The 20,530-nt window shown below is 67.7% G+C and carries 23 protein-coding genes; 14 read left to right on the plus strand and 9 right to left on the minus strand.

The window, feature by feature from the left end; translation table 11 throughout:
• Window positions 1-98: 98 nt before the first annotated feature.
• The 4 genes from FIV50_RS01275 (at window position 99) to FIV50_RS01290 (ending at window position 2,540) form a co-directional block, all read left to right on the plus strand.
• Entirely contained in the window at window positions 99-548 is a 450-nt protein-coding gene (locus FIV50_RS01275; RefSeq protein WP_140035843.1) for a MarR family winged helix-turn-helix transcriptional regulator, read from the plus strand.
• A 70-nt stretch (window positions 549-618) separates the two neighbouring features.
• Window positions 619-948, plus strand: a complete 330-nt coding sequence (locus FIV50_RS01280; protein ID WP_140035844.1) for a DUF7882 family protein — start codon at window positions 619-621, stop codon at window positions 946-948.
• Window positions 949-951: 3 nt separating this feature from the next.
• Window positions 952-1,242, plus strand: coding sequence for a hypothetical protein (locus FIV50_RS01285; RefSeq protein ID WP_140035845.1), 291 nt, complete (start codon window positions 952-954; stop codon window positions 1,240-1,242).
• A gap of 74 nt (window positions 1,243-1,316) precedes the next feature.
• Window positions 1,317-2,540, plus strand: coding sequence for an MFS transporter (locus tag FIV50_RS01290; protein WP_140035846.1), 1,224 nt, complete (start codon window positions 1,317-1,319; stop codon window positions 2,538-2,540).
• A gap of 143 nt (window positions 2,541-2,683) precedes the next feature.
• Here FIV50_RS01290 and FIV50_RS01295 read toward each other — a convergent pair whose 3' ends face one another.
• The gene (locus FIV50_RS01295; RefSeq protein ID WP_140035847.1) at window positions 2,684-3,436 is read right to left on the minus strand and encodes an SDR family NAD(P)-dependent oxidoreductase; all 753 of its coding nucleotides are present in this window, start codon (window positions 3,434-3,436) and stop codon (window positions 2,684-2,686) included.
• Between the two features lie 118 nt (window positions 3,437-3,554).
• Window positions 3,555-4,580 carry a LacI family DNA-binding transcriptional regulator gene (locus FIV50_RS01300; protein ID WP_140035848.1) on the minus strand — a complete coding sequence of 342 codons (1,026 nt, stop codon included), beginning with the start codon at window positions 4,578-4,580 and terminating at the stop codon, window positions 3,555-3,557.
• Window positions 4,581-4,776: 196 nt separating this feature from the next.
• Between FIV50_RS01300 and FIV50_RS01305 the strand changes: the two genes are divergently transcribed.
• The 7 genes from FIV50_RS01305 (at window position 4,777) to FIV50_RS01335 (ending at window position 13,190) form a co-directional block, all read left to right on the plus strand.
• On the plus strand, window positions 4,777-6,159 hold the full coding sequence (locus tag FIV50_RS01305) for an extracellular solute-binding protein (protein ID WP_140035849.1): 1,383 nt from the start codon (window positions 4,777-4,779) through the stop codon (window positions 6,157-6,159).
• Window positions 6,159-7,097, plus strand: coding sequence for a carbohydrate ABC transporter permease (locus FIV50_RS01310; protein ID WP_219846236.1), 939 nt, complete (start codon window positions 6,159-6,161; stop codon window positions 7,095-7,097). Before FIV50_RS01305 ends, FIV50_RS01310 begins: the two co-directional genes overlap by 1 nt.
• Window positions 7,098-7,105: 8 nt before the next feature.
• On the plus strand, window positions 7,106-7,939 hold the full coding sequence (locus FIV50_RS01315) for a carbohydrate ABC transporter permease (RefSeq protein WP_140035850.1): 834 nt from the start codon (window positions 7,106-7,108) through the stop codon (window positions 7,937-7,939).
• Between the two features lie 36 nt (window positions 7,940-7,975).
• A complete protein-coding gene (locus tag FIV50_RS01320) occupies window positions 7,976-9,514 on the plus strand; it encodes a glycoside hydrolase family 32 protein (protein ID WP_258184362.1) in 1,539 nt (512 codons plus the stop codon).
• Between the two features lie 134 nt (window positions 9,515-9,648).
• A complete protein-coding gene (locus FIV50_RS01325) occupies window positions 9,649-9,861 on the plus strand; it encodes a heavy-metal-associated domain-containing protein (RefSeq protein ID WP_140035852.1) in 213 nt (70 codons plus the stop codon).
• Window positions 9,858-10,817, plus strand: a complete 960-nt coding sequence (locus FIV50_RS01330) for a heavy-metal-associated domain-containing protein (protein ID WP_140035853.1) — start codon at window positions 9,858-9,860, stop codon at window positions 10,815-10,817. The genes FIV50_RS01325 and FIV50_RS01330 overlap by 4 nt, the downstream gene beginning before the upstream one ends.
• Before the next feature lie 69 nt (window positions 10,818-10,886).
• Window positions 10,887-13,190: a heavy metal translocating P-type ATPase gene (locus FIV50_RS01335; RefSeq protein WP_140035854.1), complete on the plus strand. Its 2,304-nt coding sequence runs from the start codon at window positions 10,887-10,889 to the stop codon at window positions 13,188-13,190.
• 44 nt (window positions 13,191-13,234) lie between these two features.
• On the opposite strand, the gene FIV50_RS01340 is transcribed toward FIV50_RS01335, so the two are convergent.
• Window positions 13,235-14,281, minus strand: coding sequence for an NAD(P)-dependent alcohol dehydrogenase (locus FIV50_RS01340; protein WP_140035855.1), 1,047 nt, complete (start codon window positions 14,279-14,281; stop codon window positions 13,235-13,237).
• A 129-nt stretch (window positions 14,282-14,410) separates the two neighbouring features.
• Here FIV50_RS01340 and FIV50_RS01345 point away from each other — a divergent pair, with 129 nt between their 5' ends.
• Both FIV50_RS01345 and FIV50_RS01350 read left to right on the plus strand, forming a co-directional pair.
• Window positions 14,411-14,815 carry an ArsR/SmtB family transcription factor gene (locus tag FIV50_RS01345; protein WP_140035856.1) on the plus strand — a complete coding sequence of 135 codons (405 nt, stop codon included), beginning with the start codon at window positions 14,411-14,413 and terminating at the stop codon, window positions 14,813-14,815.
• Window positions 14,816-14,817: 2 nt separating this feature from the next.
• Window positions 14,818-15,795: an SRPBCC family protein gene (locus FIV50_RS01350; protein ID WP_140035857.1), complete on the plus strand. Its 978-nt coding sequence runs from the start codon at window positions 14,818-14,820 to the stop codon at window positions 15,793-15,795.
• Between the two features lie 183 nt (window positions 15,796-15,978).
• Here FIV50_RS01350 and FIV50_RS01355 read toward each other — a convergent pair whose 3' ends face one another.
• Together FIV50_RS01355 and FIV50_RS01360 are read right to left on the minus strand one after the other, a co-directional pair.
• Window positions 15,979-16,395: a DoxX family protein gene (locus tag FIV50_RS01355; RefSeq protein WP_140035858.1), complete on the minus strand. Its 417-nt coding sequence runs from the start codon at window positions 16,393-16,395 to the stop codon at window positions 15,979-15,981.
• Between the two features lie 43 nt (window positions 16,396-16,438).
• Window positions 16,439-17,203, minus strand: coding sequence for a ribonuclease H family protein (locus FIV50_RS01360; protein WP_140035859.1), 765 nt, complete (start codon window positions 17,201-17,203; stop codon window positions 16,439-16,441).
• An 84-nt stretch (window positions 17,204-17,287) separates the two neighbouring features.
• Between FIV50_RS01360 and FIV50_RS01365 the strand changes: the two genes are divergently transcribed.
• Window positions 17,288-18,340 carry a mechanosensitive ion channel family protein gene (locus FIV50_RS01365; RefSeq protein ID WP_140035860.1) on the plus strand — a complete coding sequence of 351 codons (1,053 nt, stop codon included), beginning with the start codon at window positions 17,288-17,290 and terminating at the stop codon, window positions 18,338-18,340.
• 21 nt (window positions 18,341-18,361) lie between these two features.
• Here FIV50_RS01365 and FIV50_RS01370 read toward each other — a convergent pair whose 3' ends face one another.
• The 4 genes from FIV50_RS01370 to FIV50_RS01385 form a co-directional block, all read right to left on the minus strand.
• The gene (locus tag FIV50_RS01370; RefSeq protein ID WP_140035861.1) at window positions 18,362-18,607 is read right to left on the minus strand and encodes a hypothetical protein; all 246 of its coding nucleotides are present in this window, start codon (window positions 18,605-18,607) and stop codon (window positions 18,362-18,364) included.
• 73 nt (window positions 18,608-18,680) lie between these two features.
• A complete protein-coding gene (locus FIV50_RS01375; protein ID WP_140035862.1) occupies window positions 18,681-19,010 on the minus strand; it encodes a hypothetical protein in 330 nt (109 codons plus the stop codon).
• 78 nt (window positions 19,011-19,088) lie between these two features.
• The gene (locus FIV50_RS01380) at window positions 19,089-19,394 is read right to left on the minus strand and encodes a protealysin inhibitor emfourin (protein ID WP_140035863.1); all 306 of its coding nucleotides are present in this window, start codon (window positions 19,392-19,394) and stop codon (window positions 19,089-19,091) included.
• Complete coding sequence (locus tag FIV50_RS01385) at window positions 19,369-20,433, minus strand: M4 family metallopeptidase (protein WP_181164291.1); 1,065 nt, start codon at window positions 20,431-20,433, stop codon at window positions 19,369-19,371. The genes FIV50_RS01380 and FIV50_RS01385 overlap by 26 nt, the downstream gene beginning before the upstream one ends.
• Window positions 20,434-20,530 lie beyond the last annotated feature (97 nt).

The following is a 20,530-nucleotide window of genomic DNA, read 5'->3' on the forward strand; positions in this document are numbered from 1 at the left end:
ATCATCTCACCTCATCAGAGTGGCTGGTCGCATTGGATTTCGCTAGGCAACCTGGTTACCTGTTTGTCGAGTACCATGGAAGGGTCAGGGGGTGACGCATGAGCAGCAGTACCGAGATGGCGACGCGGGCGAGTGAACTCGTCGCGCGTGTCGATGAACTTCGCAGGGCCGAGGCCCAGTTCGGACGACGTCTTGCCGCCGTGCGCGCGCCGAACGACACCGACCGCGAGGCGATGAGGTACATCCTCGACGCCTCTGACGACTCCCCGGCGACGCCGGGCGGCCTCGCCGCTCATTTGAACGTCAGCACGGCCGCGATCACCAGTCTGCTGCGTCGCCTTCAGGAGCGCGGTCAGATCGTGGTGGGGCCGCATCCTGCCGACGCCCGCTCCAAGGTGCTGCGTCCGTCGCTGCGCGATCTCAACGCGCAGGCAGATGAGTTGACGCAGCGCATCGAGTCGCTCGCCAGTGAGTTCACCCCGGATCAGACCGACGCGATCACTCGGTTCCTGCGACGCCTGGCCGAGGAGATCGGCGACCTCCCGTAGCTCGGACTGTGATTTAGCTAGGTAACCTAGTAATCTATTTCTCAACGGAGTTTTCGTTGAGGGAGAGATCATGGGACGTCTGACGTACGGCAACACAGCAACGCCGATCGAACTCGACGATCGGCTAATGACTCACCTGCGGCTCGTGATCGTGACGAAGCTGCGACGCAATGAGTCGTTCCCGCTCACGCTCGCGATGGGCGACGGCATCGCCGAGACCATCTGGGTGCACGCGTCGATTCCCCTGCGCTTCTCCATGTCGCAGGAGGTGGATGTCGATCGTGCGCTGGTGGTGGCGATGATGAACGCCGCCAGCTCCGCGGGAGGCCTCGATCTCACGCGCGAGGAGTTCGCCCGGGTGGTCGACGGCTCCCGCACCCTGCACGCGATGAGTGCGTGACCCATGTCTGCACGCATCAGGAATGCCGCCAAGGCCGTGACCAGTGCGCGGGTGCGCTCGGCATCCCGGCCCCGAGGCCTGTGGGTCGAGGTCGATCCCGGCTTCCACGTCGGGAACGACCGCAGGCAGTTCCTCGGGTCGATCACCGGGACGCCCCGCGAGGGATTCCGTGCGTTCGGGGCGCAGTCCGATTTCATCGGTCAGTTCGATCGCCTCGACGACGCGAAAGCCGCGGTCGCTGCGGCGTCGGTGATCACCGAGGATGCGGCCCAGGTCGAACCGCTTCTGGGCTGAGAGCGCGGAGGCAACGACTCCGGCGCCGGAACGATGATTTTCGACGACCCCCTCGGGCGTGTACCGTCGTTGCTATGACTTCGATCGAATCGATTCGACGCCCCGCCGTTGACCGGGCCACCCGTCGCGCACGAATCGCGGTCTCTGCGCTGTTCCTCACGAACGGCGCCCTGTTCGCCAACATCCTGCCGCGGTACCCCGAGATCAAGGCCGCTCTCGAGCTCGACAACGTGGGCTACGGCCTGGCGATCGCCGCATTCCCCGCCGGAGCCATCGCCGCCGGGCTGTTCGCCGCTGTGCTGATCCGCCGATTCGGCTCGGGGCGGATCGCCGTGATCGGCACGATCGCCACAGGTCTCGGGCTGCTCGCCGCGGCGCTCGCGCCCTCCGGCATCCTGTTCGCCGTCGCCCTGCTGCTCGGCGGAGCTTTCGATGCGATCACCGACGTCGCGCAGAACGCGCACGGACTGCGAGTGCAGCGGCGCTACGGCCGCTCGATCATCAACTCGTTCCACGCGATCTGGTCGATAGGTGCGGTGCTCGGTGGCGGCATGGCTGCGGCGGCGATCGCCCTGCAGCTGCCCCTCGGTGTGCATCTCGGCATCTCGACCGCGGTGTTCGCGGCGGTCGCCTTCACGGCGCTCTGGTTCTGCCTGCCCGGTCACGATGAGGAGGCGGATGCCGAGGCGACGGCCGAACCGGTCGAACTGCAGACAGCGGTGCGTCGTGGCCTGAGGCCGCGCACCGTGATGATGCTCATCGCGCTCACGCTCATCGCTATGGCCGGGGCGATCGCCGAGGATGCCGGCAACTCGTGGGCGACCCTCTACCTCAGCGAGTCCCTCGGCGCCGCGGCCGCGATCGCGCCCCTCGGGTTCATCGCCCTGGTCGGAGCGCAGTTCATCGGACGGATGCTGGGCGACGGCATGACCGACCGCTTCGGCCAGCGCGCCGTGGCCCGCGTCGGAGGCCTCATCGCCGCCGGGGGAATGGCCCTCGCGCTCATCTTCCCGAGTGTGCCGGGAACGATCGCCGGATTCGCCGCGGTCGGCTTCGGCATCGCGACGCTCATCCCGGCGGCGATGCATGCGGCGGATGAACTGCCGGGTCTGCGACCGGGAGCCGGGCTCACGATCGTGTCGTGGCTGCTGCGGCTCGGGTTCCTGCTCTCACCGCCGTTCGTCGGCTTCATCGCCGACACCGAGAGTCTGCGGGCCGGGCTGATCGTGGCACCGGCCGCGGCAGTGGTCGCGGTGCTGCTCGCCGGCGTGCTCGAGAAGCGTCGCCCGCGGGGGTAAGTGGCGAGCGGCGGGCTTGCACCGCGCGACGGTCACCACTTCGGGGGCCGACACGCCACTTGCCGAACCGGACGCGGTTCGGGGGACGACATCTGGTGTGTCGGCCCCCGAAGCGGGGGCGTCCGGGAGGCCCCGAGCGAACCTCAGAGGGCGGTGTAGCCGCCGTCGACGAGGTGGTAGCTGCCGGTGATGAAGCTGGCGGCGTCGCTGGCGAGGAAGGCGATGAGGTTCGCGACCTCGTCGGCCTGGCCGAGACGGCCGATCGGGTGCTTGCTGACGAGGAACTCCTTCGCAGCGGCATCCATGCTGGCGAGCAGCGGGGTGTCGATGAAGCCGGGGCCGACCGAGTTGACGCGCACGCCCTGAGCGGAGTACTCGAGGGCGGCCGACTTGGTCATGCCGACGACCGCGTGCTTGGCCGCGACATAGGCGGGAGAGCCGGCGAAGCCGACGCTGCCGAGAATCGAGGCGATGTTGACGACCGAGCCGCCGCCGTTCGCGAGGATCGAGGGGATCTGCGCCTTCATGTTGCGGAACACGGCGTTGAGGTTGATCGAGATGACCTTGTCCCACGCGGCGTCGTCGTATTCGGCGGTGGGGGCGGATGCTCCGCCGATGCCCGCGTTGTTGACGCCGATGCGCAGCGGGGCGAGAGTGTTCGCGAGCTCGACCGAGCTGGCGATCCAGTCGGTGTCGGTCGCATCTCCGACGGATGCCTCCGCGGTGCCGCCGGCGGCGCGGATCTCTTCGACGACCGCGTTCGCGTGCTCCGCGTTCAGATCGTTGACGACCACGGCTGCGCCGTTCTGAGCGAGCAGCAGAGCGGTCGAGCGTCCGATTCCGCTGCCTGCTCCGGTCACGATCGCCGAGCGGTTCGAGACGTCGTACTGAGCCACGAGTGACTCCTCTTCCGGACGGTCGCGGTGCCGGGAGATCTTCTCGGACGGTCCGTCCTCGGCTTCCAGCCTACGCCTCCGAAGAGGAGATGGATTCGTCTGAATGAATCTCGGCCGGTCAGTCCAGGATCCGGATGGAGGCGCGCTCGACGACCGGCATCGGAATGAGCACGGCGTCGAGCGGGCGCTCACCGAGCAGCATCTCGACCGCTGTGCGCCCCATCACGTCGTAGGGGAGCCGGGCCGTCGTGAGCCCCGGTCGCTGGAAGCCGGCGAGCTCCTCGTCGTCGAAGGAGGCCACCGAGATGTCGTCCGGCACCTTCAGCCCGCGCTCCGCGATCGCCTGATACGTGCCGAATGCCACGCCGTCGTTGCCGGCCAGGATCGCCGTGATGTCGGGGTGCGCGTCGAGCATCTGCAGCGTGCGCGTGTATCCGATGTCGGGGTTCCACTCGGGGACGTCCATGATGAACGGCTCGACGCCGGCCTCGGCGAAGGCGGTGCGGATGCCGTCGAATCTCGGTCCGATGGTCACCGAGTGCAGGGGGGACGAGACCGCATGCGGGTTGTTGCCGATCACGCCGACGCGGCGGTGGCCGGCATCCGTGAGCAGGCGCGCCATCGCATGGCCGGCGACACGCTCGTCGGGGAGTACGGAGGGGTGGCCCGTCGTCGACGTGCCGTTGACGATCACGACCGGTACGTCGGCGGGTGTCTCGGGCACCTCGATCATGCGGGCGCCGAGAAGTCCGATCAGGATGCCGTCGACCCGGCGATCGATCATCGCCTGGATCTCGTCGGAGATGGTGGCGTCGTCGCCCTCGGTCTCGGCGATCAGAACGGTGTGGCCGTGCTCCTTCGCCGCAGACAGCAGGCCGCGGATCATCTCGGAGGCATAGCGAGTCACGGTGATCTGATCCGAGATGAACCCGAGGGTCTTCGTCTTTCCGAGGCGCAGGCTCTGGGCCGCGGGATTCGGCCGGTAGCCGAGCTCCTCGGCCGCGGCGCGGACCCGGCGCGCGGCATCGGCGGAGAGGCGCGAACCCGGCCGGTCGTTGAGGATCATGCTCACGGCGGTCTTCGACATGCCCGAAAGCGCGGCGACGTCGGCGAGCGTCGGCCTGCGATCGACGTTCTTCGGCACCGAGTTCCTCCTGTCGTGACGTCTCCAGCTTAGGCAGTGCATGCGGTGCCGCGGAACCACGGCGGTTGAATTGATTTAGCAAAATCGTTGCGGCCGCACATCGGCGGTGCTAATCTCGGCGATGCTGAATCAATTTAGCTTTGTCGTCGGGACTCACTTACCTCGCTGCGAAGCCATTCACTCAGGAGAGAACATCGTGGTTGATCTCACTCGCAGGGCTCTGTTCGGCGCGATCGGACTGGGGATCGTGGGCACCGTCGTCTCATGGCCGAGACTCACCGGTGCCGACATCCCCGGGCGCGGCACAGACACGCTGACGGTCGCCCTCTTCGGCACCGCGCAGGACGCGGTGGCGCGTCAGGCGCTGGTCGACGGCTTCCAACGCAAGCACCCCGGCATCTCGGTGCGCATCGTGGCCATCCAAGGACAGGACTGGAGCGAGTACTTCGCCAAGATCCTCACGATGATCGCGGCCGGCACGCCACCCGATGTCGTCACGGTCGCGACCGAGGGGGCGCAGCTCTTCGCGTCGCGCCTCGCGCACCCGCTCGACGCCTATGTGCGCCGCGACGCGTCGGAGATGCAGGAGTACTTCGACGACGTGAATCCGACGCTCATCGAGGCGTTCATGTACCAGGGCAGCCTGTTCCAGATGCCCGACAACTTCAACGCGGCGAACGTCTTCTACAGCACGACGGCCATGGAGCGCGCGGGGCTGGAACGCCCCGCCGACAACTGGACGCTGGAGGACTTCCTCGGCACCGCCCGTGCGATGAAGAACAGCGCGTCGGGGCAGTTCCTCCCGTACTTCTGGAACAACAGACTGTGGGGCGGCGTCGTGCCCTGGCTGTACGTGAACAACACGAGTTTCCTGCGCGAGGAGAAGGCGACCGGGGGCGATTGGCTCTGGGACCGTTTCTATCCCGACCAGCCTGCCCGCAGCGGAGGCTATGTGTGGAAGCAGGCCGACGCGCTCAACGAGCACGCGGTCGAGAGCTTCTCGGTGCTCGAGCGCATGGTCTCGGAAGGACTCGCCGCGAACCCCGCCCAGGGCGGCGGAAACGAGCTGGTCTCCCTGTTCTCCACGGGCTCGGTCGGGATGACGCCCGCCGGAGGCTTCTGGGTCAGCGGCCTCGAGGAGGCGGGCGTCGCGAACGACGCCTATGACGTGACCTACTTCCCCCGGATGGCGGGGCAGCGGCACCAGTTCGGGGCGGGAGGCTACGCGATCATGGAGACCTCGCCCCGCAAGGACGAGGCGTGGGAGTGGCTCAAGTACTGCGTCTCGGTCGAGGGCATGACCATCGCCCACCCGAAGCCCGACTCGTCACTCCCTCGTCGCTCGCTCAACGCCGAGCTCTACGGCGCGGGGGTGGGGCCTGCGAACTGGGAGGTCTTCTACGACACGCTCGACAAGTTCCCCGACACCGGTCCGATGCCGGCGCCGCCCCAGCAGGCCGCCGTCGAATCCGCTCTGCTCAAGAACGTGGTGTCGACCATCACGAACGGTCCATCCGGGGTCCGCCGAGGGCTCGAGACCATGCAGCGAGATCTCGAGCTCGCGCTGGGGGGAAACTGATGTCCGAGAACACCACCCGCACTCTCACCGTGCCGCCGGGGTCCCGACGCGAGACCAGCACGGTCGCCCGTTCGGGGCGATCCATCATCTGGGTCTTCCTGGCACCCACCCTGATCGGCCTCGGGCTGTTCAACTTCATCCCGATCATCGGGTCGTTCGTCCTGGCCTTCTTCCGCTGGGACATCATCTCCGAACCGGTCTTCGTCGGATTCGACAACTTCGTCGACCTGGCCGCCAACCCGACCGTGAGCGTGTCGTTCCTGAACACCATCGGCTTCGTCGTCGTCGCCGTGATCCTGCAGCTCGCGGTCGCGCTGGTGCTCGCGGTGCTCGTGCAGTCGAGGATGCCGAACTGGCTGCGCACCTTCTTCCGGTCGGCGCTGTTCTTCCCGCTGATCCTGTCGGCGGCATCCGTCTCGCTGATCATGGCGTACCTGTTCAATCAGGAGTTCGGGCTCGTGAATCAGACGCTCAACCTGATCGGCATCGCCGATGTCGGATGGTTGACCACCGGACTCGGCGCGAAAGTCGTCGTGCTCCTGGTCTACGTGTGGCAGAACTTCGGGTTCACGTTCCTGCTCTTCATCGGCGGGCTCGCCGCGATCCCGAGTGAGGTCTACGAGGCATCCTCGCTCGACGGCGCGGCGGGGTGGACCCAGTTCCGCATGATCACGCTGCCCCTGGTGAGTCCGACGCTGCTCGTGGCATCCGTGATGGCGATCATCAACGCCCTGCAGATCTTCGACCAGCCGTGGGTGCTGACCCGCGGTGGCCCCGGTGATGAGACCCGCACCGCCGTGATGGTGATCTATGAGTCCGCTTTCCGACAGCTCGACTTCGGGGGCGCGTCGGCCATCGGCATCGTGCTCACACTTCTCATCATGCTCGTCACGGCCATCCAGTTCCGGCTGAGCCGCCGATTCGTCTTCTACGGGTGAGGCCCATCATGACAACGACAGTGGTTACGAAGCGTTCCTGGCTCTACACCCTCGGCACGGGCGGCAAGTTCGCCCTGCTCGGACTCGCGGCCCTGCTCACCCTCGGGCCCGTCGTCTGGACCCTGATCACGGCGCTGTCGCCGACCGACAGCGTGACTCAAGAGGTCAGTGTGGGGTTCGGAGCCTTCGCCGACGTCTTCGCCAAGATCCCGATCTGGCTCTACGCGTGGAACAGCGCCCTGGTGGTGATGCTGGTCGCCGCCGGTCAGATGCTCTCCGCCGCGATGGCCGGCTATGTCTTCGCCAAGTTCGAGTTCCGCCACAAGAAGCTGATGTTCGCGCTGATCCTCGCGACGATGATGGTTCCGCTGCAGGTGACGATCGTCCCCGTGTTCATGCTGGTGAGGGGCATGGGCCTCGCTGACACCCTGCTCGCGCTCATCGTGCCTGCGCTTCCCACCGCGTTCGGTACCTTCCTGATGCGGCAGTACTTCATGGGCATCCCGACCGAGCTGGGCGAGGCCGCTCAGCTCGACGGGGCCGGACCCTGGCGCACGTTCTTCGGGGTCTATCTGCCGCTGGCCACGCCTGGACTCGCGATCGTCGGCATCCTCGCTTTCAACTATCACTGGAACGAGTTCTTCCGACCGCTCATCATGACCATCAGCGACCAGAACTTCACGCTGCCGCTCGGCCTGGTGACGCTGCAGGGCAACCTCGGCACGGGCAGCGTCTCGACGGTGCTCGCCGGGGTGATCCTCTCGATGATCCCCGCACTCCTGGTGTTCTTCTTCGGGCAGAAGCCTCTGCGCGAAGGCCTCACGGCGGGCGTCGGCAAGTGACGCACGCCCTCCTCAAGTAGAAAGACGACTGCCCCGGTGACCCCCACTAACCTCTCCCCGGTCCGCACCACTCGCCCGCGAGCGCACTTCGCGCCCCGGAACAACTGGATGAACGATCCGAACGGACTCGTCTTCCACGACGGCCTGTACCACCTGTACTTCCAGTGCAACCCGCACGGGGTCTCGCACGCCGACGTGAGCTGGGGGCACGCCACGAGCACCGATCTCGCACGATGGACCGAGCACGACCCGGCCATCCTCTGGGACGACACGGCGCAGATCTACTCCGGCTCCGTCGTCGTCGATCACGGCAACACCTCAGGGTTCGGCACGGCCGAGGAGCCCCCGCTGGTGGCGCTCTACACCGCGGCCGCCGACGGGCACCAGGCGCAGGCTCTCGCGTACAGCACCGACGGGGGATACGTCTGGACGAAGTATCGGAGCAACCCGGTGCTCGACCGGGGCACGAGCGACTTCCGCGACCCGAAGGTGTTCCGCTACGACGACGGGGCCGACGCGTACTGGGTCATGGTCGCGGTCGAGGCTGAGGACCGGCAGGTGCTGTTCCACCGCTCCGACGACCTCACGACGTGGACCTATCTGTCGTCCTACGGGCCGGCCGGCCCCGTCGGCGGAGTCTGGGAGTGCCCCGACATGTTCCGGCTCGTCGTCGACGGTGATGAGGACGACGTGCGGTGGGTGCTGCTCATCAGCCTCAACCCGGGAGGCATCGCTGGGGGTTCGGGAACCCACTACGTCGTGGGTGAGTTCGACGGCACGACCTTCCGGGCGACTTCGCCCCTCCCGACTCCCGCGCCCGAGCTCCTGGTCGACCGCAGCCAGTCGCGTGAGGAGCTGGAGGCGTACGACTGGATCGACTTCGGTCCCGACTGCTACGCCGGCGTCACGTTCGACGGCCTCGCCGGGAACGAGCGGACGCTGATCGCCTGGATGGACAACTGGCAGTATGCCGGCAGCATCCCTCACGATGAGTCCTCCGAGTACCGCAGCGCGATGACTCTTCCTCGCAGGCTCTCGCTCACCCGCGACCGCAGCGGACTGGTGCGTCTGCGGCAGGCGCCGGCGATCGAGGTCGGACCCGATGAGATCACCGAGCTCGGCTCGCTGACGGGTCGCGTCGCCGTAGCGGCGGGGTCGGGGGATGCCGGCCCGGCGGATGCTGCGCTGGCGGATGCGGTGCGGATCCGTGTCACGGCGACGTTCGACGATGCAGACAGCGTCGAACTGCGCATCGGGGCCGTAGACGGCGGCGAAGTCGTCATCCGGCAGAGCCGCGCGAGCGGACGCATCGACGTCGTCCGACCCGATGTGGTGCCCCCCGCGGGGGTGGGCGCGTCGATGTCGATGCCCGTCGCGCGTGCGGGGGAGATCGATTGGGAGATCTGGATCGACGCCCTGAACGACCGGGTGTCGTCGCTCGAGCTGTTCGCGGAGGACGGCGACCGGGTGCTCACCGCGTTGATCCCCGCATCCTCACACCGCACCTGTGCGCTGGCGGCCGTGGGGGGAACACTGCGCGAGGCGCGCGTCGCTCTCGCAGAGGTGCCGCGCTGACGGTGTCGTGCTGAGGTAGCCGGCGCGACGGCTGCGGTCGCGCGAAGTCATCGACCCATCGCGGAATACCCCGAGAGGGTATACGCTTGTTCTTTATACCCCCCAGGGGTACTAGAACGAGAGATGGAGACATGATGACGAAGAACGAGTTCCAGGTGACGGGCATGACCTGCGGGCACTGCGAGATGTCGGTGCGCGAAGAGGTCTCCGAGATCCCCGGTGTCGAAGACATCCAGGTGAGCGCGCAGACCGGAAAGCTCGTCGTCACCGGCTCGGCATCGATCGACGATGCGCAGATCCTGGCCGCCGTCGCAGAGGCAGGCTATTCGGCGGTGCGGACGGCATGAACGCCGGCGCACGGCTCGGCCTCTTCGGGGCGGGCCTCGTGGTGGCGTTCGGCGCGGCCTTCGGGCTCGCCGGCGTCATCATTCCCGCGAGCGCGGTGAGTGACTGGACGAAGGGTGCGGAAGTGGACGATCACGATGCTCATGTCGAGAGCGCTGCGGGCGCGGGTGAGTCGGCGACTGCCGCTGCAGACCTGAAGGGCCTTTCGCTCGGCCTCGACGGATACGTGCTGTCGCCGGTGGAGGCGCCGGCATCCCCGGGTGAGCCCGGTGAGCTGGCATTCCGGATCGAGGATGCCGCAGGCACCCCCGTCACGGCCTATGCCACGGCGCACGAGAAGGAGCTGCACCTGATCGTGGTGCGCTCAGACGGGAGCCGGTTCCGTCACGTGCACCCGTCGCTCGACGAGGCCACGGGAACGTGGTCGCTGCCCTGGGAGTGGACGGAAGCCGGAACCTATCGCGTCTTCGCGGACTTCACGCCCGCAGGCGCCGATGCCGCATCGCTCACGCTGACCCGCACGGTTCAGGTGGCGGGAGAGGTCACGCCCGTCGCGCCGGAGCCGACCCGTGTCGCGCAGGTCGACGGCTACACGGTCTCGGTCGACGGGGATCTCGAGGCGGGCACGATCGGTGATCTCACCTTCACCGTGACTCGCGACGGCAGACCCGTCACTTCCTTGGAGCCGTATCTGGGGGCCTTCGGTCACCTCGTCGCGCTGCGCGACGGCGACCTGGCTTACCTGCACGTGCACGCCGCGGGTGACGAGCCCGCAGCGGGAGAGACGTCAGGACCCGAGATCGCGTTCGCCGCCGAGGCTCCGACTGCGGGGCGCTACCTGCTGTACCTGGACTTCCAGGTCGACGGCACGGTGCGCACCGCAGAATTCGTGCTCGACGCCGGTCAGTCTCACGGCTCGACCGAGTCTGAGGGCGATTCGCACGACGACGGGCACTGAACCGTCGAGCCCGCCCCTGCCGCAGCTGATCGCTGCGGCCCACAGCTGCAAGCCAGAGAAGGAACGAACATGAGCACGTCAGCACCTGCGAACGCGGGGACCGGAGTCGAGCTGGAGATCGGCGGCATGACCTGCGCCTCCTGCGCGATGCGGATCGAGAAAAAGCTGAACAAGCTCGAGGGTGTCGTGGCGACCGTCAACTACGCGACCGAGAAGGCCAAGGTCACCGTCCCGGAGGGTTACGATCCGGCCGCGCTGATCGCCGAGGTCGAGAAGACGGGATACTCGGCGTCGATCCCCGCCCCGAAGGGTGCGAAGAACGATGCCGGGTCAGCCGGGGATGCCGACTCGGATCCTGAGCTGCGGTCGCTGCGCAACCGACTGATCGGCGCGATCGTGCTGACGGTGCCCGTGATCGCGATGGCCATGATCCCGGCGCTGCAGTTCACGTACTGGCAGTGGGCGTCGCTCGCGCTGGCGGCCCCGGTGATCGTCTGGGCGGCGTGGCCGTTCCACCGAGCCGCGTGGATGAACCTCAGGCACGGCACCGCCACGATGGACACGCTCATCTCGCTGGGCACATCGGCCGCGTTCCTCTGGTCGCTGTACGCGCTGTTCTTCGGCACGGCAGGCACACCCGGCATGACGCACCCGTTCGAGTTCTCGCTCGCCCCGTCCGACGGGGCCGCGAACATCTACCTCGAGGTCGGCGCCGGCGTGACGATGTTCATCCTCGCCGGGCGCTACTTCGAGAAGCGGTCGAAGAAGCAGGCGGGTGCCGCGCTGCGCGCGCTGCTCGAGCTCGGCGCGAAAGACGTCGCCGTGCTGCGCGGTGGCGTGGAGACGAAGATCCCGGTCGAGGATCTGCGGGTGGGCGACCAGTTCATCGTGCGGCCGGGCGAGAAGATCGCGACCGACGGTGTGGTGGTCTCGGGCACATCTGCCGTCGACGCGTCGATGCTCACCGGTGAAGCGGTGCCGGTCGAGGTCACCGAGGGCGACACCGTCACCGGCGCCACGACCAACGTCGGCGGGCGGCTCGTGGTTCGTGCGACCCGGATCGGCTCCGACACCCAGCTGGCGCAGATGGCCCAGCTCGTCGAGGACGCTCAGACCGGGAAGGCCGAGGTGCAGCGGCTCGCCGACAGGATCTCGGGCGTCTTCGTGCCGATCGTGATCGTGATCGCCGTCGTCGCGCTGGGCGGCTGGCTCGGCGCGGGGTTCCCCGTGAGCGCGGCATTCACCGCGGCGGTGGCCGTGCTCGTGATCGCGTGCCCGTGCGCGCTCGGTCTGGCGACGCCCACTGCGCTGCTGGTCGGCACCGGGCGCGGTGCACAGATGGGAGTGCTCATCAAGGGGCCGGAGGTGCTGGAGTCGACCCGCAGGATCGACACCGTCGTGCTCGACAAGACCGGGACGGTGACCAGCGGCAGGATGACGCTCGTCGACGTGGTCGTCGAAGCCGGCACCGACCGCGCGGAACTCCTGCGGCTGGCCGGTGCGCTGGAGGATGCCTCGGAGCACCCGATCGCCCAGGCGATCGCCAAGGGTGCGACGCAGGAGGTCGGGACCCTGCCGATGCCAGAGGACTTCGCGAACATCGAGGGCAAGGGAGTGCAGGGGATCGTCGACGGTCACGCCGTGCTCGTCGGCCGGGATTCGCTCCTCGCCGAGTGGTCGCAGACGTTGAGCCCCGAGCTCGCGTCGATGAAGGCCGACGCCGAGGGCGAGGGCAAGACGGTCGTGGCGGTGGGCTGGGACGGCCAGGCACGCGGCATCCTGGTCGTGGCCGACACGGTGAAGCCCAGCAGCGCCGAAGCGATCGCCCAGCTCAAGGCGATCGGGCTGACGCCCATCCTGCTCACCGGAGACAACGACGCGGTCGCCAGGCGGATCGCGGCGGAGGTCGGCATCGACGAGGTCATCGCCGAAGTGCTCCCGAAAGACAAGGTCGACGTCGTCACGCGACTGCAGCGCGAGGGCAAGATCGTCGCGATGATCGGTGACGGCGTCAACGACGCCCCCGCCCTCGCTCAGGCAGACCTCGGCATCGCGATGGGCACCGGGGCGGACGTCGCGATCGAAGCATCCGACATCACCCTGGTGCGCGGAGACCTGCGCAGCGCGGTCGACGCGATCCGGCTCTCGCGCAGGACGCTCGGAACCATCAAGACCAACCTGTTCTGGGCCTTCGCCTACAACGTCGCGGCCATCCCGGTCGCCGCGCTCGGAATGCTCAACCCCATGCTCGCCGGCGCGGCGATGGCACTGTCGAGCGTCTTCGTCGTCGGCAACAGCCTCCGCCTGCGGGGGTTCCGGAGCGTCGCTTCGCCTGCGCGGCGGGCCGAGCAGGCACCGCGGCTCGGTGCGTGACCAGAGCGCCGTGCGGTCGAGATCGACCCCACGGCGCTCTCCTGTCACGGAACGATGACTGCGCGTCCGCGAATGCTGTTCGCGGCGAGATCCTCGTAGGCCTGGGGGCCGTCGTCGAGAGAGTAGGTCTTGGTCTGCACGTGGATCTTTCCCGCGCGTGCAAGATCGAGCACCTCGATCAGTTCCGAGCGCGATCCCCAGTAGGGGATGCGCACGGCCGCGTCGTACGCGATCGAGCCGAAGCCGAGGGACATGCTTCCGCCGCCGATGCCGACGATCGTCACGTCCGAATCGAGAGCCGCGACGCTCTGCGCCAGGGCCATCGTCGGGTTCGCTCCGACGAAGTCGAACACGGCATTCGCGCCGAGGCCGCCGGTGATCTCGCGGATCTTCTCCGCCGCTGACGCATCGCTGATCAGCACGTGGTCTGCGCCGACTTCGGTGGCGAGCTCGAGCTTCTCGTCGTTCACGTCGAGCGCGATGACCGTGGCGCCAGAGAGCGCCTTCAAGATCTGGATGCCGACGTGGCCGAGCCCACCGGTGCCGATGACCACGGCGTAGGTGCCTGCGCCGAGCTTCGGCAGCGAGCGCTTGATCGCGTGGTACGGAGTGAGGCCCGCGTCGGTGAGAGAGACGTTCTGCACGGGGTCGAGGTCGCCCAGCGGCACGAGGTGGCGGGCGTCGTCGACGATCATGTACTCGGCCATCGAGCCCTGGCTCCCGAGACCGGGAGGGCGGATGCCCTCAGCGGCGGCGTTCGTGCAGTAGTTCTCCATGCCCTGCGTGCAGTTGTGGCAGCGACCGCAGCCCCAGGGCCCATAGACCGCCACGGCATCCCCGACCTTCAGCGTCGAGTCGACGCCCTCGCCGATCTCGTGCACGATGCCTGCGCCCTCATGGCCGAGCGTCAGGGGCAGCGGATAGCTCTGCTCGAGGTAGTCCTTCTCGGGGAGGGTCATGACGTAGTCGTCGGAGTGGCAGACGCCGCCTGCGGTGATCTTGAGCAGCACCTGGCCGGGGCCGGGCTTCGGGATCGGAATGTCGACGACGACCGGGGGCTTGCCGATCTCGACGTAGCGGAGAGCTTTCATGGTGTCTTCCTTCCAGCAGATCGAGTGGTCTGCCGCGCGGTGCGGAAGGCGGGAACGCTCGACCCTGCCACTTCAATTATCGAACGAACCTCTTGACATCCACCTCTCTCAGGCATAACGTACAACCAAATGGTTGCACAAAGAGAACTGAGCGAAGCGGAGGTCGACCGTGTGTTCCACGCACTGGCGACGTCGACCCGGCGTGACATCCTGCGCCGGACGATCGAGCGGGAGCAGTCCGTCTCGACCCTCGCCTCCGAATACGAGATGTCGTTCGCCGCGGTGCAGAAGCACGTGGCCGTGCTCGAAGCAGCGAACCTCATCGTCAAGCGCGCCGAGGGACGCGAGCGGCTCGTCCGCGCGAACCCCGAGATGATCGCCCGAGCCAGGGCGCTCCTCGCCCGATACGAAGAGCTGTGGCGGTCGCGCATCGCCCGACTCGACGAGCTGCTGGCCGACCCTGCGGCGAACTCAGGGACCGGTCGGTCCGACGACGACACCATCGATGAACCACGAACCGAAGAAGGAGACTGACAATGCCTGTCACCGATGTCACCACTGATGCCGAGAACCTGACGATGACCCTCGTCGCGGACTTCGCGGCCCCCGTCGAGCGCGTCTGGGACGCCTACAGCGACCCGCGCCAGCTCGAGCGCTTCTGGGGTCCTCCCGGATGGCCGGCCACGTTCACTGCCTGGGACCACACCGTCGGCGGCAAGGCGAACTACACGATGAACGGCCCCCGCGGCGAGAAGGCCTCCGGCACGTGGGAGTTTCTGCGCATCGAAGCGCCCCACAGCCTCGAGGTGCTCGACGCGTTCGCCGACGAAGACGGCACACCCGACCCCGACCTGCCCTCCATGCGCATGGTGTTCACCTTCGAGCCCACCGATCAGGGCACACGGATGGTCACCACGAGCTACTTCGCGTCGGCGGACGCACTCGAGCAGGTCGTGGCTATGGGTGCGGTCGAGGGCTCGAGGCTCGCGATGAGCCAGCTCGACGCTGTGCTGCAGGACCTCCGCGATTACGCGCAGGGCAAGGGTACGCAGGTCGAACTGCTCGACGACACCCACGTGCGCATCACGCGTCTCGTCGAGGGTCCGCGCGACCTGGTCTGGCGTGCGCACAACGACCCCGAGCTCATGAAACAGTGGCTGCTCGGACCCGACGGGTGGGAGATGACCGAGTGCGTCGTCGCGACCGAAGCAGGCCAGACCTACCGCAACTCGTGGGCTCCCGTGGGCGACACCGAGGGGCAGCCGTTCGGCTTCGAGGGTGAGGCGCTGCTCATCGACGCGCCCCGTCGGTCGGTGCAGACCGAGCGGATGATCGGGATGCCGGTGGAGACGCTGAACGACCTCAACCTCTACGAAGAGGACGGCGCGACGCTGATCACCCTCTACATCGAGTACCCCGACAAGGAGACGCGCGACATGATCCTCGCCACCGGCATGGCCGACGGCATGGAGACGTCGTACGCCCGTCTCGAGCGAGAGCTGCTCGCGGTCTGACGTTCACAGCGCCGGCGCGGCCGGGGTGCGGGGTCGATAACGCATCCCGGCTTCGCTGTGGGGTCAATAGTGCACCGCATCCGCGGGTTTCCGGTGCACAAGTGACCCCGCACCGGCCGCAGCCGCACCACCGGCCGCAGCCTCACCACCGGCTGCACCGGCCGCCCGCTCAAGCGGGAGAGGTCACAGCGCGGCCTTGCGATCGGCGCGGCGCGGCCTGCGCGTCGACCAGATCGCCAGCGCGATGAGCACCGGCTGGAAGAACAGACGCACGAAGCGCTTCATGTCGGTGTCGAGGCCGAAGGCATCACGGTGCTGCGTCCACTGTGCGATGTTGCCGGGGAAGACCGCGACGAAGAACAATGCCGTGATCACGCCGACCAGCCCGCGACGCTTGCGCGCGACGAGCAGGGCCGCGCCGAGACCGACCTCGACGACACCCGAGGCGAGCACGGTCACATCAGGATCCAGCGGCACCCAGTCCGGCACCTGCGCCCGGAACTCGTCGCGGGCGAAGGTCAGGTGCGAGACGCCGGCGAACAGGAGGAAGGAACCGAGGAAGACCCGGCCGACGGTACGCGCGACACTCTTCTTGGGCATGGTGCGAGTGTACGCGGGCTCTGCTGCCGAAGCGCCGCCTGCCTCAGATCAGGCGGCGCAGCGCCTCTTCGAGCGAGATGCCCTGCGCTTCGGCGCTGTCGCGCAGCCGCGCGTGCTCATCGCTCGAGAGTGCCAGGCTCACCACGATCGGATCGTCGACGGGGGCGTCGAGGCCATCGAGCAGATCGGATGCCTCGGCCCAGAGCGGTTCCGCGATGACCGTCGTGGCGGCGGGGGCGGAAGACGTCGCCGCGGTGGAAGGAGCGGTGACTGAGGAAGCATCGGATGCCGGCGCCGCCGCAGCGATCGGTGCGGATGCCGCGGCGGCAGCCCCGGCATCCGTCGCCATCGTGAAACCGGGGCCCCGGCGCGGCTCCTGCTTCGCCTGGTAGGCCTTGGCCGCAGCGTTCGCGCGCTCGTCGGCCGCCTCGTTCAGGGGGTGGCCGGCGTGGCCCTTGACCCACGAGAACTCGACGTCGCGCCCGCGGATGGCCTCGTCGATGCCCTCGAGCAGATCGCGGTTCAGCACCGGCCCGCCGTCTGACTTGCGCCAGCCCTTGCGCTTCCACCCCGGCATCCACTTGGTCACCGAGTCGATCACGTAGCGGCTGTCGCACTCGATCATCAGCTTCTCGGAGATGCCCGCGGTCGCCTGCAGCAGTTCGAGCACGGCCCGCAGCTCACCCTGGTTGTTGGTGCCGTGCGGTGATCCGCCCGCGGCCCAGTTGTCGTCGTCGATGTACCAGGCCCAGCCGTTGGGGCCGGGGTTGCCCAGGGCAGAGCCGTCTGCGGCGGCGGTGATCGTCATCCCTCAACCGTAGCCGCGACCGGCGACACCGCCCGCTGGCCTGCGCCTTTCGCGCGCTGCCCGGCCGCGACATAGTGTGGGGTGATGCCTTCCGACTTCACCTGGAACTCCTGGATCGGCAGCGCGGTGGCGATCGGCACCGCGATCGTCGTCGCCGCAGCCGCACTCGCTCTGCTTGCTCTGGTCGCCGCCCTGATCAGCCGGCGAGTGCCGTGGGTGCGTGATCTCGCCCGTCGAGTGCGCAACGCGATGATCGTGACGGCGGCGGTGGTCGCGATCTGGATCGCCGCGTCCGTCACCGAACCCGCAGAGCAGTCGTGGTGGCCGGCGGTCTCGAGGATCTTCTTGATCGCCACGATCCTGACCGGGTCGTGGCTTCTCGCCGCATCGGTCTCGTTCGGCTTCGAGAGGCTCATCGACCGCGAAGAGACAGTGCTCGTGGGTCCAGAGGCGCGTCGTCGTCGCACGCAGCTCCTCGTCATCCACCGCCTCGTGCTGGTCACGATCGGCGTCCTCTCGCTGGGCACCGTGCTGTTCACCTTCCCCGAGATGCGCGCGGTCGGCACGAGCCTTCTCGCATCCGCCGGCATCGTCAGCATCATCGCCGGCCTGGCCGCGCAGTCGATCCTCGGCAACCTCATCGCAGGAGTGCAGGTGGCGTTCACGGATGCCGTCAAGGTGGGCGACGTCGTGGTCATCCAGGGGGAGTGGGGCCGTATCGGCGAGATCAACCTGTCGTACGTGGTCGTCTACATCTGGGATGAACGGCGACTCGTCGTGCCCTGCAGCTACTTCACGACCACGCCGATCGAGACCTGGACCAGGAGATCCGACAAGATCCTCGGCACGGTCTACCTGGATCTCGACTGGCGGGTGCCTATGGACGAGCTGCGTCAGGAGTTCCAGCGCATCGTCGAAGCGTCGCCGGCGTGGGACGGTCGTTCGTCCGACGCGGCGGTCACGGAGGCGCAGGGCGGGTTCGTCACTGTGCGTCTGGTGATGTCGGCCAAGGACTCGGGAGATCAGTGGACGCTGCGCTGCGAGGTGCGGGAGAAGATCATCGGCTGGCTGCAGCGGGAGCACCCTGACGCGCTTCCGCGCACACGGGTGGATCTGGCGCCGCAGCTCGCGGACTGACGCCCCGAGCCGTCGCCGACGTCAGTCTTCGGGTTCGGGTTCGGGGTCGGGTTCGCGGTTCTCGATCGAGAACGACTCGGGCGCTGGCGGTGCGACGGGGAAGGCGACCGAACTGACCGACACACCCGCGCCGAGTCCCAGGCCGATCGACAGCGGGTCGACCGTCGGCACCTCGTCGAGCACCTCCGACTCCGAACGCTCGAGCGGCTCAGAGGGCAGAGTCCACTGGTTCTCTTCTTCGTCGGTGCGCTGCTGGAAAAGTCCCATGGGTCCCATTCTCGACCTGCCACACGGCAGGGCGGCCGGATTCACACCGGATTGATCGGTTCAGGCGGATGCCTCACGCACCGCGTCGGAAAGTGAAGTATCCCGCGACATGGCCGTGGTTGACGACGCCGGTTCCGGTGCTCAGCATGCGCGCCGAAGTCGTCGCGCCTGACTCCACGAATGTGTAGCCCGTGTGCTCGAGTCGCCAGCCGATGCGCTCGATCTCGCTGAGGAAGTAGCCGACGTGGTCGTCGCTCACGAAGTCGTTCTCCGCAGAACCCCATGACGACGGCTGTCCGGTCAGACGACTGACCTCCGCCTGCAGGTGCAGCAGTGCATCGCCGCGGTCGTATGCGTCCCGCGACAGCTGCAGCAGGCGCGTGGCCTCTTCGGTCGTCGGCATGATGTTCCCCCTCTTGTCGTCTTCCATCATCCACAGCGATGTCGATCCGCTGCGGTCGGCTCGCACGGTGCGGAGGCGTCAGGCGGATGCCTCACGCACCGCGTCGACGAGTTCTCGCCACGGGCCGTCGAGTGCGGAGTCGGGAAGCTCGCGCTCGCGCTCTTCCGACGGCGTGCGCACTCTGATCAGCCAGACGAAGCGGTCTGCACCCGAATCGGCGTCGCTGTCGGCATCCCACGGGCAGCTGTCGATCATCGCGATCCAGTGGTTCGTCTCGGCCGGGTCGGGTTCGACCCGCCACTTGCGACGGATGCCGGCGATGCCGCCCGAGCGCACAACCGCGATGACGACCTGCGGGTCAGTCGGTGCGGGGGACTCGCTCATCTTCATAGACTCCCACGGTCGCCCACGCACGTCGAGCGGCTGCGCCCGTGGCGTCGTCGATGGCGGATGCCGCGGCGACCGTCGCATCGGCGAACTCGGTGAAGTTCGCGGTGCTCGACAGGCCGCCGGTGAGTGCGCGATACCAGACGGTTCCGGCGGTCTCCCACGCGTTGCCGCCGAGGTCGATCGCGAAGAGGGCGAAGGCGCGATTGGGGATGCCGGAGTTGATGTGCACGCCCCCGTTGTCTTCGGTCGTGCGGACGAAGTCGCTCATGTGCGCCGGCTGCGGATCTTTGCCCAGTTCGTCGTCGTCGTAGGCGGTGCCCGGCTCGATCATGGAGCGCAGGGCGCTGCCCTGCACGGCATCCGTGAAGATCTCTGCCCCGATGAGCCAGGTCGCCTCTTCTGCGCTCTGCCCGAGCAGGAACTGCTCGGTGAGCGCGCCGAAGACGTCGGCGATCGACTCGTTCAGCGCACCCGGCTGCCCCTGGTACTCGAGGTTGGCGGTGTACTGCACGACGCCGTGCGCGAGCTCGTGACCGATGACCGTGGTCGATGAGGTGAAGCCGACGAACACCTCGCCGTCGCCGTCGCCGAACACCATGCGCTCGCCGTCCCAGAAGGCGTTGTCGTAGTCGACGCCGTAGTGCACGGTCGCGTCGAGTGGTGCACCGGCGTCGTTGAGCGAGTTGCGGCCGAAGGCGGAGAGCAGCATCTCGAACGTCGCCCCGAGTCCGTCGAACGCCTCGTTGACCGACACGTCGTCGACCGGGCCGTCGTCTTCGCTGCGCACGATCGCACCGGGGAGATTCTGCGTGTTGCCGGCGTCGCTGATCGTGCGATTCGGAGCGTCTGACAACTCGGCGACCAGGTCGCCGTTCTCGTCGATCGAGAGGTCGAGACGTGCGCGGAACGGCGGTCTGCCTGCCGTGAGCGTCTGCCGCGCGGCGGCGGCGGCACGGGGGTAGCGGCCCGACTCGGCGAGGCGCGCGAGCAGGTACGAAGGGACGACTCCTGGTATTTCGGTGTGGCTGCTCATGTTCAGACCCTACGCCGGGGGTCCGACGTTCTGGCAAGGGCGATGCGGTTCGGCGGGCTGATGCGGCGTACGCCACGGAAGGCCGAATGCACCTGAG

The sequence above is a fragment of the Microbacterium foliorum genome (genome assembly GCF_006385575.1).
Lineage (GTDB): Bacteria > Actinomycetota > Actinomycetes > Actinomycetales > Microbacteriaceae > Microbacterium > Microbacterium foliorum_B.

Coding starts and splice junctions, on each gene's coding strand:
- FIV50_RS01325 (WP_140035852.1), top strand. CDS start 9,649: ATGACGAAGAACGAGTTCCAGGTGACGGGCATGACCTGCGGGCACTGC.
- FIV50_RS01315 (WP_140035850.1), top strand. CDS start 7,106: ATGACAACGACAGTGGTTACGAAGCGTTCCTGGCTCTACACCCTCGGC.
- FIV50_RS01340 (WP_140035855.1), bottom strand. CDS start 14,281: ATGAAAGCTCTCCGCTACGTCGAGATCGGCAAGCCCCCGGTCGTCGTC.
- FIV50_RS01365 (WP_140035860.1), top strand. CDS start 17,288: ATGCCTTCCGACTTCACCTGGAACTCCTGGATCGGCAGCGCGGTGGCG.
- FIV50_RS01280 (WP_140035844.1), top strand. CDS start 619: ATGGGACGTCTGACGTACGGCAACACAGCAACGCCGATCGAACTCGAC.
- FIV50_RS01380 (WP_140035863.1), bottom strand. CDS start 19,394: ATGAGCGAGTCCCCCGCACCGACTGACCCGCAGGTCGTCATCGCGGTT.
- FIV50_RS01385 (WP_181164291.1), bottom strand. CDS start 20,433: ATGAGCAGCCACACCGAAATACCAGGAGTCGTCCCTTCGTACCTGCTC.
- FIV50_RS01375 (WP_140035862.1), bottom strand. CDS start 19,010: ATGCCGACGACCGAAGAGGCCACGCGCCTGCTGCAGCTGTCGCGGGAC.
- FIV50_RS01350 (WP_140035857.1), top strand. CDS start 14,818: ATGCCTGTCACCGATGTCACCACTGATGCCGAGAACCTGACGATGACC.
- FIV50_RS01330 (WP_140035853.1), top strand. CDS start 9,858: ATGAACGCCGGCGCACGGCTCGGCCTCTTCGGGGCGGGCCTCGTGGTG.
- FIV50_RS01360 (WP_140035859.1), bottom strand. CDS start 17,203: ATGACGATCACCGCCGCCGCAGACGGCTCTGCCCTGGGCAACCCCGGC.
- FIV50_RS01345 (WP_140035856.1), top strand. CDS start 14,411: ATGGTTGCACAAAGAGAACTGAGCGAAGCGGAGGTCGACCGTGTGTTC.
- FIV50_RS01310 (WP_219846236.1), top strand. CDS start 6,159: ATGTCCGAGAACACCACCCGCACTCTCACCGTGCCGCCGGGGTCCCGA.
- FIV50_RS01355 (WP_140035858.1), bottom strand. CDS start 16,395: ATGCCCAAGAAGAGTGTCGCGCGTACCGTCGGCCGGGTCTTCCTCGGT.
- FIV50_RS01275 (WP_140035843.1), top strand. CDS start 99: ATGAGCAGCAGTACCGAGATGGCGACGCGGGCGAGTGAACTCGTCGCG.
- FIV50_RS01290 (WP_140035846.1), top strand. CDS start 1,317: ATGACTTCGATCGAATCGATTCGACGCCCCGCCGTTGACCGGGCCACC.
- FIV50_RS01285 (WP_140035845.1), top strand. CDS start 952: ATGTCTGCACGCATCAGGAATGCCGCCAAGGCCGTGACCAGTGCGCGG.
- FIV50_RS01335 (WP_140035854.1), top strand. CDS start 10,887: ATGAGCACGTCAGCACCTGCGAACGCGGGGACCGGAGTCGAGCTGGAG.
- FIV50_RS01370 (WP_140035861.1), bottom strand. CDS start 18,607: ATGGGACTTTTCCAGCAGCGCACCGACGAAGAAGAGAACCAGTGGACT.